The 16,222-nt window shown below is 65.7% G+C and carries 14 protein-coding genes; 3 read left to right on the top strand and 11 right to left on the bottom strand.

The genetic code is table 11. The features are described 5' to 3' along the window. Positions 1 to 178 precede the first annotated feature (178 nt). From AC1DVR_RS22330 to AC1DVR_RS22315, 4 genes are all read right to left on the bottom strand, one after another. A complete protein-coding gene (locus tag AC1DVR_RS22330; protein ID WP_478002831.1) occupies positions 179 to 625 on the bottom strand; it encodes a dienelactone hydrolase family protein in 447 nt (148 codons plus the stop codon). A 50-nt stretch (positions 626 to 675) separates the two neighbouring features. After that, a complete protein-coding gene (locus tag AC1DVR_RS22325) occupies positions 676 to 3,801 on the bottom strand; it encodes an efflux RND transporter permease subunit (protein WP_478002830.1) in 3,126 nt (1,041 codons plus the stop codon). 3 nt (positions 3,802 to 3,804) lie between these two features. Continuing rightward, entirely contained in the window at positions 3,805 to 5,007 is a 1,203-nt protein-coding gene (locus tag AC1DVR_RS22320) for an efflux RND transporter periplasmic adaptor subunit (RefSeq protein ID WP_478002829.1), read from the bottom strand. Between the two features lie 229 nt (positions 5,008 to 5,236). Beyond that, positions 5,237 to 6,475, bottom strand: a complete 1,239-nt coding sequence (locus AC1DVR_RS22315) for a urate hydroxylase PuuD (RefSeq protein ID WP_478002828.1) — start codon at positions 6,473 to 6,475, stop codon at positions 5,237 to 5,239. Between the two features lie 106 nt (positions 6,476 to 6,581). Between AC1DVR_RS22315 and AC1DVR_RS22310 the strand changes: the two genes are divergently transcribed. Together AC1DVR_RS22310 and AC1DVR_RS22305 are read left to right on the top strand one after the other, a co-directional pair. Then, the gene (locus AC1DVR_RS22310) at positions 6,582 to 7,511 is read left to right on the top strand and encodes a LysR family transcriptional regulator (protein ID WP_478002827.1); all 930 of its coding nucleotides are present in this window, start codon (positions 6,582 to 6,584) and stop codon (positions 7,509 to 7,511) included. A 164-nt stretch (positions 7,512 to 7,675) separates the two neighbouring features. Continuing rightward, positions 7,676 to 9,718 (top strand): putative bifunctional diguanylate cyclase/phosphodiesterase, encoded by a 2,043-nt coding sequence (locus AC1DVR_RS22305; RefSeq protein ID WP_478002826.1) that lies wholly within the window; start codon positions 7,676 to 7,678, stop codon positions 9,716 to 9,718. Positions 9,719 to 9,730: 12 nt separating this feature from the next. Here AC1DVR_RS22305 and AC1DVR_RS22300 read toward each other — a convergent pair whose 3' ends face one another. The 5 genes from AC1DVR_RS22300 to AC1DVR_RS22280 all read right to left on the bottom strand — a co-directional run bounded on the left by AC1DVR_RS22300 (position 9,731) and on the right by AC1DVR_RS22280 (position 13,534). Further along, positions 9,731 to 10,309, bottom strand: coding sequence for an alpha/beta hydrolase (locus tag AC1DVR_RS22300; protein ID WP_478002825.1), 579 nt, complete (start codon positions 10,307 to 10,309; stop codon positions 9,731 to 9,733). Beyond that, on the bottom strand, positions 10,306 to 11,268 hold the full coding sequence (locus AC1DVR_RS22295) for a glutathione S-transferase family protein (protein WP_478002824.1): 963 nt from the start codon (positions 11,266 to 11,268) through the stop codon (positions 10,306 to 10,308). Before AC1DVR_RS22295 ends, AC1DVR_RS22300 begins: the two co-directional genes overlap by 4 nt. A gap of 1 nt (position 11,269) precedes the next feature. Continuing rightward, on the bottom strand, positions 11,270 to 12,082 hold the full coding sequence (locus AC1DVR_RS22290) for a VOC family protein (protein WP_478002823.1): 813 nt from the start codon (positions 12,080 to 12,082) through the stop codon (positions 11,270 to 11,272). Between the two features lie 62 nt (positions 12,083 to 12,144). Then, positions 12,145 to 12,561 carry a DoxX family protein gene (locus tag AC1DVR_RS22285; RefSeq protein WP_478002822.1) on the bottom strand — a complete coding sequence of 139 codons (417 nt, stop codon included), beginning with the start codon at positions 12,559 to 12,561 and terminating at the stop codon, positions 12,145 to 12,147. A 103-nt stretch (positions 12,562 to 12,664) separates the two neighbouring features. Then, entirely contained in the window at positions 12,665 to 13,534 is an 870-nt protein-coding gene (locus AC1DVR_RS22280) for a LysR family transcriptional regulator (protein ID WP_478002821.1), read from the bottom strand. Positions 13,535 to 13,618: 84 nt separating this feature from the next. Here AC1DVR_RS22280 and AC1DVR_RS22275 point away from each other — a divergent pair, with 84 nt between their 5' ends. Beyond that, positions 13,619 to 14,389, top strand: coding sequence for a carbon-nitrogen hydrolase family protein (locus AC1DVR_RS22275; RefSeq protein WP_478002820.1), 771 nt, complete (start codon positions 13,619 to 13,621; stop codon positions 14,387 to 14,389). Here the strand turns inward: AC1DVR_RS22275 and galE are convergent, their stop codons facing one another. Further along, positions 14,390 to 15,370: a UDP-glucose 4-epimerase GalE gene (gene galE, locus AC1DVR_RS22270; RefSeq protein ID WP_478002819.1), complete on the bottom strand. Its 981-nt coding sequence runs from the start codon at positions 15,368 to 15,370 to the stop codon at positions 14,390 to 14,392. A gap of 151 nt (positions 15,371 to 15,521) precedes the next feature. Beyond that, on the bottom strand, positions 15,522 to 16,214 hold the full coding sequence (locus tag AC1DVR_RS22265) for an ABC transporter ATP-binding protein (protein ID WP_478002818.1): 693 nt from the start codon (positions 16,212 to 16,214) through the stop codon (positions 15,522 to 15,524). Between the last annotated feature and the right edge of the window lie 8 nt (positions 16,215 to 16,222).

The raw sequence follows: 16,222 nt of genomic DNA, 5'->3' as shown, positions 1-16,222 counted from the left end.
CATCACAAACACGCGCCCCGGGAGCCAGGCTCTCGGCCACAACCCGTGCCTTCAGATCATCCGGCCAACGCCGCCGCCCGGTTGGCCCATCCAGAACCTCGATGCGCGAAACTCCCTTGCGACTGGGAACCTCCATCCGGTGCTCATTTTGGTGTTCCACTGCCAAACTCCTGCAAACTCAGTTGCAGGGCGGCATGCCCGAAAGACCTTCGCCCCGGAACCACGGGGCCGTCGCACCGCTTACCATGCAGTAGCCCACCGCAGCGATGGGACCGGTGGCGCCCGCTTCCGCCAGGATCTGCAGCAGCACCGCCGTGTCCGCGATGGTCTGGGCCTGTGACGTGCCGGTGATCATCCGCATCAGCGCGGCGCGGCTGGCCTCATTCCTGAAGGCGGTCGCGGTATCGAAGGGGCCATAGGCGCCGAAGCGGTAGAAGAGGTCGGGCACCAGCACCACATGGCCCAGCGCCGCGAACCTTTCGGCCATGAGGGACAGCGCCGGCCGGGGGCCGAAAGCATCCATGTAGAGGATGACCCCGGTCCGCGCCCCGCCGCCCTCGGGGTGAAAGACCTGCACAGTCATCCTGCCCTCGGGCAAGACGGAATCCTTGATCTGCATGGGCATGTCCGGTGTCCTTTGCGTCTGGCATCATCATCGGAAGGCGGCGCGGCCCCTTAATCCGCGGCGGTTTCCGCGGCGCGGGCCGAGGCCGCCAGCATCTCGTGTTCCAGCCGGACCTGCTCGTGCGAGCGGGGTTTGCTGAAGGGGGCGACCAGCAGATAGGTCGCAGGCGTCAGGAACAGGGTCGAAAGCGCGGCAAAGCCCAGGGCGCCCACGATGACCCAGCCGAGCGCCACCCGCGCCTCGGCCCCCGGGCCCTCGGCAAAGACCAGGGGAAGGGCGCCGAGGATGGTGGAAAGCTTGGTCATCATGATGGGACGCAAGCGCACGAGGCTCGCCTGCTGGATGGCCTCGCGTACGCTTTGCCCTTCGTCGCGCAGCTGATTGGCGAATTCCACCACCAAAATCCCGTTCTTGGCCATGATGCCGACCAGAAGCACGAGGCCGATCTCGGAATAGACATTCAGGGAGCCGCCGGTGAGCAGCAGGGCATAGACGCCGCAGGCCAGACCGAAGGGCACCGTGACCATGATGATCGCGGCGCTGACGAAGCTTTCGAACTGGGCGGCCAGCACCATCAGGATCACCAGCGCCGCAAAGCCGAAGGTCGTGGCCAGCCCGCCCGAGTTCTGGCCGATGGTCGCGGCCTCGGCCAGGGGGATGATCGACACGCCGGGCGGCAGCAAAGGCAGAAGGATGGCGCGGGCCTGATCATAGCCATCGCCGATCGGGAAGCCGTCGCTGAGGCCGGCGCTGATATCCACCGCCCTTTGCTGCGACTCGCGGTTGAGCGAGGGCGAGGAGGCCCCCTCGCTCAGCTCGACCAGGGTGGCCATCGGGATGAAGCGGCCATCGCCGGCCCGCACGAAGATGTTCTGCAGGTCGGTCGGGTCGTTGATCGGCTGGCTCGTCGATTGCAGATAGACCGGGTAGGTCACGCCGCCGAGGTCTATGTCGCCCATCGGCTTGCCATCGAGCATGGCCTGCAGGGTGGTGCCAAGGCCGGTCACGTCGACCCCAAGCTGGGCGGCGCGGATGCGGTCGATCTGCACGGTGACCTGCGCCTGCGTCGCATCATAGCTTGACCGGACCTGACCAAAGCGCGCGTCCGCCGACAGCGCCCCGACCGTCACATCCGAGGCCTTGGCCAGCGTGTCATAATTCGTGCCCACCAGCGCGAATTGCAGCCCGTTGCCGCCGCCGCGGATGTTCAGGCTGTTGGGCTGGATCGTCGTGGCCCGCACCCCCGGCACCTGGGCAATCGCCTTGGTGATATCGGCGGCGATCGCCTGCTGATTGCGGTGGCGCTGGTCCTGCGGCACCAGCGAGATCGACATGAAGGCCCGGTTGGTCGAGCCGCCGAAACCGGTGATGGCAAAGACATTGGCCACCTCGCCCGCCTCTTTCAACGGGGCCAGAAGCTCTTCGATCCGGTTGATCTGGGCGGTGGTGTAGTCGAGGCTCACATTCGTCGGCGCCTGCACGCTGACCAGAACGCGGCTGCGGTCCTCGGGCGGGGTCAGTTCCTGCTTCAGCGCCGGGAAGGCCAGCGCCGCGAACAGCGCGAAAAGCCCCGCCGCCAGCATGATCAGCCACGGCACGTTCAGCGCGCTGTGCAACAGGCGGCCATAAAGCCGCGCAATCGCCGCACCCAGCCGCGCCACCGGGCCATTGCTCTGCCCCGGCGTGCGCTTCAGGGCCTTGGCCGCCATCATCGGCGCCAGCGACAGCGCCACCACGGTGGAGACCATGACCGCGATGGCCAACGTGATACCGAACTCGCGGAACAGGGCTCCGACCTGCCCGGGCAGGAAGGAGATCGGGATGAACACCGCCGCCAGCGTGACCGAGGTGGAGAGGACGGCGAAATAGACCTCCTGCGTGCCGGTCACCGCGGCGGCGCGCGGCCCCTGCCCCTCGCGCCTGAGGCGGACGATGTTTTCCAGCACCACGATGGCGTCATCGACCACAAGCCCGGTGGCCAGAACCAGGGCCAGCAGCGTCAGAATGTTGATCGAGAACCCGGCGAGGTACAGCCCCGCCAGCGCCCCCGACAGGGCGATGGGCATCGAGACGGCGGGGATCAGCGTGGCGCGCCAGTCGCGCAGGAACAGGAAGATGATCGCCGTGACCACCACCACCGAAATCGCCATCGAGCGGACGACCTCGGCCACGGCGCCCTTGATGAAGACCGCGTCATCCGAGGTGATCTCCATCCGCACGCCGGGCGGCAGGTTGGGGCGGAGCGTCTCCAGCGCGCGCTGGATGCCGTTGGAAATGTCGATCGTGTTGGATTGGGCCTGCCCGATCACGCCCAGACCAACCCCGGCCCGCCCGCCCGAGCTCAGCTTGGTGCCGCCGGGGTTCGGGGCCAGAAAGGCTGTCGCCACATCGGAAAGCTTGACCGCCTTGCTGATGTTCAAGGCGGCGATCTGGTCCAGCGTCACCACCTTGGCCGTGGCGCGCACGATGATGTTCTGGTTCGTGGCGTTCAGCGTGCCGGCCGGGCTGTCATAGGACACATCGGCCAGCGCCTGGCTGACATCGGCCATGGTCAACCCGCGCGAAGCCAGCGCCGCCGGGTTGATGTCCACCGTCAGGATCTGCGCCGCATCGCCATAGGTCTGGATATCGGCCACGCCATCCACCGCGCGCAGCCGGTCGATGACCGTGTTGTCGATCAGGTCGGTCAGGGGTCCGACGCCCATCGTCTCGGAGGTGACGGCGATCTGCAGGATGGCTTGCGCGTTGCTGTCGGCCTTGACCACCACCGGGTCCTTGGCATCCGTCGGCAAGGAGGAGCGCAGCCGCGACACCGCATCCCGCGTGTCCGAGGCCGCCACGTTCAGGTCGGTCGCGGCGGAAAACTCCACCGTCGTCCGGCTTTGGCCATAGCGCGAGGTCGAGGACAGCCCCGTCACGCCCGAGACTCGCGCCACCGCCCCCTCGATCAGCGCGGTGATCGAGCTGTCGACCGTATCGGCTGCAGCGCCGGGGTAATTGGTGCTGATGGTCAGCACCGGGCGGCTGACATTGGGCAGTTGCTGGACCTGCAGGCCCAACAGGGCGGCAAGACCCGCGACAAAGATCATCGCATTGATCACGAAGGCAAGAACCGGACGCCGCACGAACAGGGCCGCTAGCGCCGCCCCCTGCTGAAGCTTCTCCCCCTCTGCCATGGCCTAGTTTCCCGCCCCGGTGGCGGCATGATCGCCCGACAGCTGCACCGTGGCCCCGGATTTCAATCCGTCCAGTCCCTCGGTCACCAGAACATCGCCGGGTTTCAGCGCGCCCGCCACCAGAACGCTTTCGGTGTTGCGCTGCATGATGCGGACCGCGATCTTCTCCACCTTGGCCGCGCCGCCCGCATCCGTGACCACGCGCCAGACATAGGCCCCGTCCGAGCCCCATTGCACCGACAACGGGTCCACCGTCACAAAGCTTTCGCCCGGAAAGGTCATCAGCACGGTGCAGCCCATGCCGGGTTGCAGATTGCCGTCGCGGTTGGCGACCTCGGCCTGGACCTGGAAGGTGCCGCTGGCCGGGTCGATCTGGTTGTCGATCGAGGAGACCCGCGCCGACAGAGTCTGATCGGGATGCGCCACCGGCACCAGCGCCGCATCGGCCCCGACCTTGACCTTGCCCACCAGCCGCTCGGGCAGCCAGAAATTCACCACCAGCGCCGAGGAATCCTCGATCGAGACCAGTTCGGTCTGCGCCGTCACCGCATTCCCGGGGTTGATCTTGAGGATCCCCACCACGCCCGAGATCGGCGCCAGGATGCTGCGGTCGGCCAGGTCCTGCTCGGCGGCGCGCAGGTTCAGCACGGCCAGCTGCGCCGCAAGCTCCACCGCCTGGGTCTGGGTCGCGGGGGCGGCATTGCTTTGCACCAGGGCGTGGTTGCGTTCGACCGTGCGGTTGGCATCATCGACCGCCAGCCGGGCCTTGTCGCGGGCGATCTCCTGCACGGTGGAATCGAGCCGGGCGATCAGCTGGCCCGCTTCGACATGCGCGCCGGACTGGACCAGGATCTCGGTCAGGGTGCCGCTGGCCTTGGGCATGACCATCACCGATTGCAGGGCGGCACTGGTGCCCAGCGCCGTCACCTTGTCGTTGATCACCTGCTGTCCGGCCTCGCGCACCCGCACCTTGGCGACCCGCCCCTTGCCAGCCCCCGCCGCCGGAGCAGCCCCCGCAGCCGGGCCAGCGCCCGCCTGCCCTGCCGGGGACTCCGCAGGCGCGCCCAGCAGGCCAAGCGCCCGCAGCGGCCCCGAAAAGCCATGGCTTGCCACAAAGCCCGCAGCGCCCGGCGACAGTTTCAGCCCGGCATAGCCCGCCACCACAATCAGGACCAAGGCCAGTACAAGCTGTTTCCAAAAGGACACGCGGGCAGTCTCCTGATTAACCGGGCCGCAACCCCTTCAAGTGCTATCTTTGCGCGAAGCGGGCCGAGGTCAACGCAGCAGCCGATCTTTTCGCACACGTTCTGGTTATCCACACCAGTCCGCAGGCAAAAGACTACTCCGACGAGCTCACTATGGCAGGTCCACTATGACAGGCCCTCTGCGCCCCTCATGAGACTTGTACGACCGGCTGGGGAAGATCCGTCGGCGTTCAGCCGTCAATTCCGGCGGCAAGCCCGGCGCCGCGGAACCATTTGACGATCGCCGCCCGCTCTTGCGGCTCGATGAAGGACAGGTTGGCGGGGGGCATGGCATGGGTGATCCCGGCCTGTTCATAAATCCGCCGCGCCTCGCGCGCGATGTCGGAGGGGGTTTCGAGGACAACGCCCTTGGGCGCCCAGGTGATCCCCTCATACCCCGGCTCGCGGGCATGGCACATGGAACAGCGGCCCTGCACGATGCTGACCACATCGTCAAATCCCGAGGCGCTGGCATAGACCAGCGCCGGGCCTTCCAGCTTGGCCTCCTCCTGCGCATGGGTCATCGGCGCGGTCGACAGCCAGGCGATCAGCAGGAACAAGACGCCGGTGACCGCCCAGGTCCAGTGCGGGCTGCCCTGCTTGGCGTGGCGGGTGTTGAACCAATGCCGGATCGTGACGCCCATCAGGAAGACCAGGCTGGCGATGATCCAGTTATACTTCGTCGCAAAGATCAGCGGATAGTGGTTCGACAGCATCAGGAAGATGACCGGCAGCGTCAGGTAGTTGTTATGCGTGCTGCGCTGCTTGGCGATCTTGCCGTATTTGGCATCCGGCACCCGGCCCGCCTTCAGATCGGCCACCACCACACGCTGATTGGGCATGATGACGAAAAACACGTTGCCCGACATGATCGAGGCGGTGAAGGCCCCCAGATGCAGAAGCGCCGCCCGACCCGAGAAGACATGGACGTAAAACCAGCTCATCGCGACCAAAAGCACGAACAGCGCCACCATCACCGCCGTCTGGTTGGCATTGACGAAAACCCGGCAGATCGTGGTGTAGGCCAGCCAGCCAAAGGCCAGCGAGGCGAGCGAGATCGCCACCGCCTGCCAGACGGTCAGGTCCAGCACCTCGGGGTCGATCAGGAAGAACTGCGCCCCCATGTAATAGACCAGCACCAGCATGGCGAAGCCGGACAGCCAGGTCGTGTAGCTTTCCCATTTGAACCAGATCAGATGCTCGGGCAGCGCGGCGGGAGCGACCAGATACTTCTGGATGTGGTAGAAGCCACCCCCGTGGACCTGCCATTCCTCACCCGCAGCACCGGGCGGCAAGGGGACATCCTTGCGCAGGCCCAGATCCAGCGCGATGAAATAGAAGCTCGACCCGATCCAGGCCATCGCCGTGATCACATGCAGCCAGCGCACCGCGATCTGCACCCAATCCCACAGCACCACCCAATCATGCATCCCAGGCCCCCATCGCTTTGGCAAAAATCTATACCGCGCCGCACTCTTCTGTTAATCCTGCAAATGCCGGATCACTTTCAAAAAATGCAAAAGGGCCAAAGCGCCGATGTCCTATGTGAACAATTTACGCATGTTCGTGCGGGTCTATGAATTGTCCTCGATGTCGGCAGCGGCGCGCGATCAGCGCACCTCGCCCGCCGTGGCCTCGGCCCGAATCTCGGAACTGGAAAAGCACCTCGGCATCCGTCTCTTCAACCGCACCACCCGCAGCCTGCAACCGACCGAGAATGGCCGGATCTTCTACGATGGCGCCCTGAAGGTGCTGGAGGCGATCGACGCCGCCGATGCCTCGGTGATGGAGGTGGCGCAGAACCCGCGTGGCGTGGTCTTTGTGGCAGCACCCCTGGGGATCGGGCGGCGTTTCATCGCGCCGCATGTGCCGGCCTTCAAGGACCTTTACCCCGCCATCGACATCCGCCTGCGCCTGTCGGACCGGGTGATCGACATGACGGCCGAAGGCCTGGATCTGGCTTTCCACCTGGGCACGCTGGAGGATTCGACGCTCAAGGTCCGCCTCATCGCCGATTGCCCGCGCCTGCTGTGTGCCGCCCCGGCCTATATCGAACGCCGCGGCATGCCGGCGGATGGCGCGGCCCTGGTGCGCGACCGGCATGATTGCCTGAACCTGCGCTTTCCCGGCGCGAAAGAGTTCCAGTGGACCCTGCAAACCCCCGAGGGGCCGCGCCGGTTCGAAATCTCCGGGCCGTTCGAATCCGACGATGGCGATGTGCTGACCGGTTGGGCGCTGGACGGGCGCGGCATCGTGCTGAAACCGGTGTTCGAAGTGGCCGATGCGCTGCGCGCCGGGCGTCTGGTGCCGGTGGCGCTGGCCACCCCGCCGCTGCCGACCCAGCTTTCGCTGCTGTCGCAACACCGCAGCGCCAAGGACAGCAAGATCCGCCTTTTCACCGATTTCATGGTGGCCCGCGTCAAGGAGGAACTGCGCCGCGCCGCAACCCCGGGGCAGGAGGCCTGATTTTCGCGCTGCTGCGGGCTTTTCCGGCACGGTTCAAGCCCCGCAACCGAAAGCTGTAACACAGCGCCGCAATTCGCAAAATACGCTCGCAATTTGGAAAGAAGCGGCTAATCTGGCCGTGTTTGGTGCATTTTCCGTGAACCCTCAACCTTAGGCGTAGTTCTTTGGCCCAATTGCGCGAACCGGAGGGGAGTGGCGAAGGGCCTGCCGCCTCCCCTGCCGGAACGGCCCTGGCCTTTACCCAGGTCGAAGCTTTCCAGAACAGCCGCTTTCCGGTCTGGGTCTTTGATATCGACGGTTCGCGGGTGATCTGGGCCAATGGCCCCGCGCTGGAGATCTGGTCGGCAGCCTCGCTGGCCGAATTGCGCCAAAGGGATATGTCCTTGGACATGTCCACCTCGGTCCGGGTGCGTCTGCGGCAATTCCAGGCCGGGTTTCGGCTGGGCGAGCACTATGACGAGCAATGGACGCTTTTCCCCAACGGCAAGCCGCGCGTCCTGTCCTGCCGGTTCCGCGGTTGCCTTTTGCCCGACGGTCGCATGGCCATGCTCTGCGAGGCGCAGGCGATCGGGCGGCAGGATCTGAACCTGCGGCGCAGTTCGCAGGCCCTGCTTTACACCGCGGTGATGGTCACCACCTATGCGGCCTCGGGCGAATGCACCTATGCCAACCCCGCCGCGCGCCGCGCCTTTCCCGCCACCGAGAAATCCGCCCTCACCCGGTTCATCAACCCGGTGCTGCGCGAGATCCTGGCCGAAGCGCCGAGTTTCGACGCCGAGGGCACCTATCTGAGCGAGGTCGCCACATCACGCGGGGTGCGCATCCACGAGGTCGAGATCCGGCAAAGCTATGATCCGATCGAGGGGCGGCGCAATTTCCTGATCACCGAAATCGACGTCACCGAACAGCAGGTGGCCAAGCGCGAGCTGGCCATGCTCGCCACCCAGGACGGGCTGACCGGCCTGCACAACCGGACCTATCTGGCGCTGTCGGCGGCCAAGTTCATCGAGGATTCGGTGCGCCGCGGCCAGCCGGTGGCGCTGTTGCTGTTGGACATCGACCGCTTCAAATTCGTCAACGACACGCTGGGCCATGCCGCAGGCGACGAGCTGCTGCGCGAAATCGGCCTGCGGCTGAGTGCGGCCCTGCCCGAAGACGCGCTTTTGTCACGGCTGGGCGGCGATGAATTCTGCTGCCTTCTATGCTCGGCCGAGGGCGAGCGGGCCTTCCTGCGCGTCGGCACCGCCGTGCTGAAGGAGTTGCGCCGCCCGCTCATCGTGGACAACTATGACCTCAGCGTTTCGGCCAGCATCGGGCTCAGCGTGGCCGAGGCCGGGCGGGTGACCTTCGACGAATTGCTGCGCAAGGCGGATCTTGCGCTGTTCGACGCCAAGGGCAGCGGCGGCAATGCGGTGCGGGTCTTCCGCCCCGAACTGGCGGAACGCAGCCAGCGCTTCCTGCAGGTCGACAACGAACTGCGCGAGGCCTTGAGCCGCAACCGGCTTGAACTGTTCTACCAGCCCCGCGTCTGCTTCAAGACCGGCCGGATCGTCGCGGCGGAGGCGCTGATCCGGCTGAACTCGCCCACCGGGGGGCCGGTCTTGCCCGACGAGTTCATCCCGATTGCCGAGGCGACGGGCCGCATCTCGGCCGTCGGCCGCTGGGCCCTGCGCGAGGCGGCGCGCCATCTGGTCACCCTGCGGCAGGGCGGGGCTTCGATCAACCTGTCGGTCAATGTCTCACCCCGGCAATTCGCCGACCCGTCCTTTCTGGCGCTCCTGCGCCAGCTGCGCCCGACCATCGACGCCGGGGCGGGCGATATCGAGCTGGAGATCACCGAGAACATCCTGGTCGAAACCGACCGGCGCCTGCAGCGCGTGCTGATGCAGATCTCGGAACTGGGCTACAAACTGGCGATTGACGATTTCGGCACTGCCTATTCCAACCTTGCCAGCCTGACGCGCTATCCGATTTCCTGCATCAAGATCGACCGCACCCTGATCGCCCACAAGGATTTTCGCCTGCTGGTCACCGGGGTGATGACCATCGCCCGCGCCTTCGGGGCGCGGATCGTGGCCGAGGGGGTCGAAACCGAGGTGCAGCGCCAATGGCTGCAGGACAACTTCTGTGACGAGTTCCAGGGTTATCTCTTCTCGCGCCCGGTGCCCTTCGCCGAACTGGTGCGGATGGTGGCGCGGCAACCCTGACCGGGCGAAGGCCTAGCCGCGCGCGAGGAAGTGCTGCGCGGCGGAAAGCCCCTCGCCGGTGATCGTATGGGGGGCACCGGGCAGGATGACGACCTCTGCCGCGACACCCGCCGCTTTCAACCTGTCGCCCGCCTCCAGGCTTAGCATGTGCGGCATGACAGAATCCGCCGTCCCGCCCACCAGAAGCGCGCGGGCGCCGGGTTGCGGGGCCGGCGTGCCGTCAAAGGCCAGCCGTCCGGCAAAGGCCACGACCTCGGCCACCTTACCGCGTGCAAGGGCGTCCAGCGCCATGATCGCACCTTGCGAGAACCCGATCAGGATCACCCGATCCGCCCCGCTTTCGGCCACCGCCGCATCGATCAGCGCATCCAGCGCCGGCCGCGCCGCGACAACCCGCGCCGGGCGGTTCGCCTCGGTCACACCGGCGATCGAAAACCACTGCCGCGCCCGCCCGCCGCCGTCAAAGGGCTCGGTCCCATCCGGCGACAGAAAGGCGGCGCCGGGCAGGCTTGCCGCCAGATGCGGCGCCAAGGGGGCCAGATCGGCCCCGGTGGAGCCGACCCCATGCAGCATCAGGACCAGCGTCTTCATGCCAGCCCCCGCGCCCAGGGCAGATCCGGGCCGCGCGGCACGATGCCGTTCGGATTCAGGGTCTTGATCGAGTAATAGCCCTGCTTGATATGGTCGATGCTGACCGTTTCCGCCACACCGGGCAGCGCCAGAACCCGCTCCAAGAAGGCCTGCAAATGCGGGTAATCCTTGATCCGGCGCAGGTTGCATTTGAAGATGCCGTGATAGGCCGCATCAAAGCGCACCAGCGTCACGAAGGCGCGGATGTCGGTCTCGGTCAGGTCCTGCCCATGCAGGAAGGGCCTGCCATCGGCCAGACGCGCCTCAAGATCATCCAGGGTCGCAAAGACGGTGGCAAAGGCCTCGTCATAGGCGATCTGGGTGGTGGCAAAGCCGGCCCGGTAGACGCCGTTGTTCAGACCCGGATAGATCACATCGTTCAGCGCGTCGATCTCTGCGGCCAGCGCCGCCGGATACAGATCGGGGCCGGAGGCCAGGGCGCCGAAGCCCGCGTTGAACATCCGCACGATATCGGCGGATTCGTTCGACACCATCGTGTCCAGCTTCTTGTCCCACAGAACCGGCACCGTCGCCCGCCCGGTATAATGCGGGTCGGCCTTGGTGTAGATCTGGTGCATATAGGTCGCACCATTCAGCGTATCGAGGTTCGCCCCCGGATAGGTGCCAAAGCGCCAGCCCTCGTCGGTCAGCACGGGTTCGACGACCGAGACGGAAATGACCTCCTCCAGCCCCTTGAGCTTGCGGGCGATCAGGGTGCGGCTGGCCCAGGGGCAGATCAGTGCCACATAGAGGTGATAGCGCCCCGCCTCGGCCTTGAACCCGCCGGTGCCGGTCGGGCCGGCAGAGCCGTCCACCGTCACCCAGTTGCGGAAGCTGGAGATCTGGCGGACGAAACCGCCCTTTTCATCCTTGGCCTGAACCGGTTGCCAGGCCTCTTGCCATTTGCCATCGACCAGCATGTCACAAAGCCTTCTTCTGGATGGTGATGGGCGTGCCCCAGGGATCGGCCAACTGATCCGACCCGCCGCGCGCCACGATGGCCGCATGTTCGACCTCATCGGCCAGCAAGGTCAGTTCGGCCAGCCCGGTTGCGGGGAAGCTGCGCGCCTTGGCGCCGCGGCTGTTCCAGATATTGGTCGCGATATGGTGGTGATAGCCGCCCGAGCCATAGAAGGCCGCTCCCGGGTAATGCGAGGTGACCGGCAGCCCGATGACATCACGGTAGAATTTCTCGGCCTCGGGCACATTGCCAACCTGCAGGTGGACATGGCCCACCACCAGCCCCTCGGGCGCGCCGGCATAGGCCGCCTTGGCAGAGCGGGCGACGTCGTTCAGATCCAGCCCCTCGGTCGCCATCTTGATGCTGCCGTCGGGGTTGTACCAGGTCATGCGCGGTCGGTCGGCATAGACCTCGATCCCGTTGCCTTCCGGGTCGCCAAGGTAAATCGCCTCGGAGACGAGGTGATCCGAGGCGCCTTGCAGCGGCACCCGGGTTTCGGCGGAATGGATCAGCCAGGCGCCCAGCGCCGCCCGTGACGGCATCAGGAACGCGGTGTGAAACAGACCCGCCTCACGCGGCGAGCCGTGGCGGGCAGCCTTGTCGCCGCGCAGCTCCAGAAGCACTTTCTGCCCCGCGCCCAGCCGCACCGTGGCCCCATCGCTCGACAGGCGGTTCAGGCCGAGAAGGTCCTCGTAGAACTTGGCCATCTTCGGCAGATCGTTCACGGTCAGCGCGACCGAGCCGATTTCAACAGGGGCAGAGGCGGTGGACATGGGCTTCTCCTGAAAGGAATAGGCAAGAAAACGGGGGCGGCCGAAGCCACCCCCAGCACGCGCTAACGCTTGTCGGCCGAATAGGCACCGCCACCGATCAGCGCTTGGGCGGCCATGGCGACGGCCCAGAACACCGGGTATTCCCAGCCGCCATTCGGGTTGGAGAAGGTGAAGCCGTTGCCGCCGTGGCCGAAGTAGGCCGCGCCCAGCAGAACCGGGATCATGATGAGCGAGACGATGCGGGTCTTGAAGCCGGCGATCAGCAGCAGGCCGCCCACGATTTCAACCAGGATGGTCAGATAGGCGAGGAAGCTCGGCAGGCCGATCGAGTTGAAATAGCCCGCGGTGCCAGCCGGGGTGAAGATGAACAGCTTGATGGCGCCGTGGATGAAGAAGTAGAGGCCGCTGGTGGCACGCAGCAGGGCAATGCCCACATCAGCGGAACGGTCGGAGGCGAAGGGAACAGACGCGGTGGTCATGATGGAGATCCTTGTGGGGTTCTTGATGGAGCAGAGATGCACCCTTCCACCTCAACTAACAATCCTACCCAATGGAAGGTCATTACTTCCAAAATGGAAGAGACTACCGCAAAACCCTGGCCATGAAGTCGATCATCACCCGCAGCTTGGCCGGTAAATGCCGCCCCGAGGGATAGAGCGCGTGCACACCAAGCGGCGGCAATTCGTGGTCCTGCAACAGGGGCACCACCCGCCCGGTGGCCACGGCGGTTTCCGCGATGAAATCGGGGATCCGGGCAATACCCAGACCCGCCTCGGTCGCGGCAAGGCAGGCGGTGGCGTTGGAGAAGGCCAGCCGCCCGCTCACCGTGACCTTGCCATCGCGAAAGGGCCAGCGATAGGGCTCGCGCAGGTTCAGGTCGATGATGCAGGGATGCTGCGCCAGATCGGCGGGCACCTTCGGCCAGGGGTGGGCGGCCAGGTAGGCCGGCGAGGCCACGACCAGCAGCTGCGCCGAACAGAGCTTGCGGCCCGTCAGGGTCGCATCGGTCGGGTTGCCGACGCGGATCGCGGCGTCATACCCCTCTTCCACCAGGTTGACGATGCGGTCGGCGAAATGCACCTCCAGCCCGATTTCCGGGTATTCCACGGCGAACCGCGCCAGAAGCGGCGCCAGCCGCGTCGTGCCAAAGCTGAGCGGAACCGCCAGACGGATCAGGCCACGCGGGCTGATCGCGGCGTTCTGCACCTCGGTCTGCAGGTCATCCAGCCCCTCGATCAGCATCCGCAGCCGTTCGGCATAGGCCTGGCCCGCCTCGGTCAGGGACAGGGCGCGGGTGGTGCGGTTCAACAGCTTGACGCCCAGATCGGCCTCCAGCCGGGCCACCAGCTTTGACGCCTGACCCGATCCGGTGCCCAGCCTTGTGGCGGCGGCGGCAAAGCTGCCGGTTTCCACCACCGTCAGAAACATGCGCTCCGGGCCGAGCCTGTCCATAAGGGCCTCCATTTTGGCCAGTATCGCGATTTCTGCCGCAAGCGAAAGGCTTGCGGGCGGCGGCGGGCTCTGCTTCTGTGGGGCATGGAACAGACATACCGCATCGCCCTGTGGCAGGGCCATTCTCCCGCAGGTAACGTTGAGGCGGGTTTTGCCTGCATCGGCCAGGCGCTTGGCGCCGCCGCGGCCATGGGCGCAAAGGTGCTGGTGGCGCCGGAGCTTTACCTGCCGGGCTACAATCAGGACAACCTGCCCGAAATCGCGCAACCGCGCGGCGGGGAATGGCACCTGCGCCTTGCCGCCATGGCCAAGGCGGTGGGCTGCGGCCTGGTCGTGGGCTATGCCGAACGGGAAGGTGACCGCCTTTACAATTCCGCCGTGGCCTTCGGGCCGCAGGGAGAGGAACTTGCGCATTACCGCAAGGTCCAGCTTTACGGCCCGCGCGAACAGGCGCTGTTCACGCCCGGTGCGGCCTATGCCACCTTTGATCTGGACGGCGTCAAGGCGGCGCTTCTGATCTGCTACGACATTGAATTTGCGCCCCATATCGCGGCGCTGGCGGCCAAGGGGGTCGAAGTGATCCTCTGCCCCACGGCCAATATGGCGCCCTTCACCCATGTGGCGAAAGCGACCGTGCCCGCGATGGCGGCCAACCATGGGCTGACCATCGTCTACGCCAATTACTGCGGCACCGAGGGCGATCTGGATTACGTCGGCCTGTCGCTGATCGCCGATCCCTATGGCGAGGCTTTGGCGCAGGCCGGCACCGGCCCGGCGCTGCTGATCGCCGATGTCCCCGCTAGCTTCGATGCCACGCGCCTGTCGACCCAGGCGCACGACCTGAAGGTGATCTGATCAGCTCTGGTAGGCGGGCTTCCGGCTCCAGACCAGCGCGTCGCCGATCATCTGGGTCAGGGTCGACCGGTTCGGCGTCCAGCCGAGTTCATTGACCGCCCGGGTCGAGCCGCAGACCAGCGAGGTCGCATCCCCGGCCCGGCGCTGGCCCTCGATGATCGGCACTTCACGGTTGGTGACGACGCGGCTCGCCTCGATCACCTCGCGGACCGAGAAGCCTTTGCCGGAGCCAAGGCAGAACACCCGGCTGCCCTTGCCATCCAGAAGCCAGCGCAGGCCGAGGATATGGGCATCGACCAGATCCATCACATGGACATAATCGCGGATGCAGGTGCCGTCGGGCGTGTTGTAATCGGAACCGAAGACGGTCAGCGCCGGGCGCTTGCCCTCGATCGCGTCCAGCATCAGCGGGATCAGGTGGGTTTCGGGGATATGCTGTTCGCCGATCTCACCCTCCGGATCGGCGCCGGCCACGTTGAAATAGCGATAGATCACCGAATTGAGGCCCGAGCTTTTCTCGAAATCGCGCAGCATCATCTCGATGGCGCGCTTCGATCCGCCATAGGCGTTGATCGGGGTCTGCGGGGTGTCTTCGTCCAGCGCCACGCCGTCGAGCTCGCCATAGGTGGCACAGGTCGAGGAGAAGACGAAATTCTTCACCCCGGCGGCCAAGGTCGCCTCGATCAGGTTGAGCGAGCCGTTCACATTGGTCCGCCAGTATTTGCCCGGGTTTGTCATTGATTCACCCACCAGCGACAGGGCGGCAAAGTGCATCACGGCCACCGGCTTGTACTGCGCAAAGCAGGCGTCCAGTGCGGCGCGGTCCAAGAGGTCACCCTTGAACAGCGGGCCGAACTTGACCGCCTCGCCCCAGCCGGTCGTGAGGTTGTCGAAGGTGACCGGCGTGAAGCCCGCACGTTTCAGCGCTTTGCAGGCATGTGCCCCGATGTACCCAGCACCACCCGTTACGATCACATGCATTCGATCACCTCATTCCTGCCCGACCTAAAATCCTTGCGGCAGGTAGTGCCGCAGCGCGGCAAAGTTGTCGAGTCCCCGGACCCGCCAACCGGGCGAGAGCGGGCGGTTCCGCCGGTCGCTGGGGCATTTTGCCCACAGATTGACCGCAGCCCTACTCCAGCAATTCGTCGGACAGACTGTGGATGCCATCGGTCAGCATGTTGCGGGAATGGACCTCCAGCGCCTCCTCGATGTCGTCGTAGAAGGTCAGGACGCCATGTTCCAGAACCGCGCCCGATGTGCAGAGCGACCGCATCAGGCTGTTGGAGTGCGACACCATGATCAGGCCCGCCTCGGCGAGGCGATCATCAAAGACCTGCTTGCTCTTGGCCTTGAAATTGTTGTCGCCGACGGCATGGACCTCGTCGATCAGGAAGGTGTCGAACTTGATCCCCATCGACATGCCGAAATTCAGCCTGGCGCGCATCCCCGAGGAATAGGTCCGCACCGGCTCGTAGTAGTTCATCCCCAGTTCGGCAAATTCGGCCACGAACTCGGTCAGCTCGTCGGTGTCCACGCCGTAGACCCGGGCGATGAACTTGACGTTCTGCGCCCCGGTCAGCTCGCCCTGGATGCAGCCGACCAGCCCGATCGGCCAGGACAGCGAGCCGGTCACCTTCACCCTGCCCCGGTCGGGGTTGAGGCTGCCCGCGATCATGCTGAGCAGGGTGGATTTGCCCGCGCCATTGCGCCCCATCAGCGCCACCTTCACCCCACTGGGGATGACGGCGTTGATGTTGCGCGCCACGTACTTCGGGTGACCCCGGTACCAATAGGCCTTGGTCAGGTTTTCCAGCTCGATCATGATGCGCC

The organism is Rhodobacter sp. P2_H5, assembly GCF_056403335.1.
Note: the sequence above shows the minus strand (reverse complement) of the source record. Positions and strands in the feature narration are given on the sequence as shown.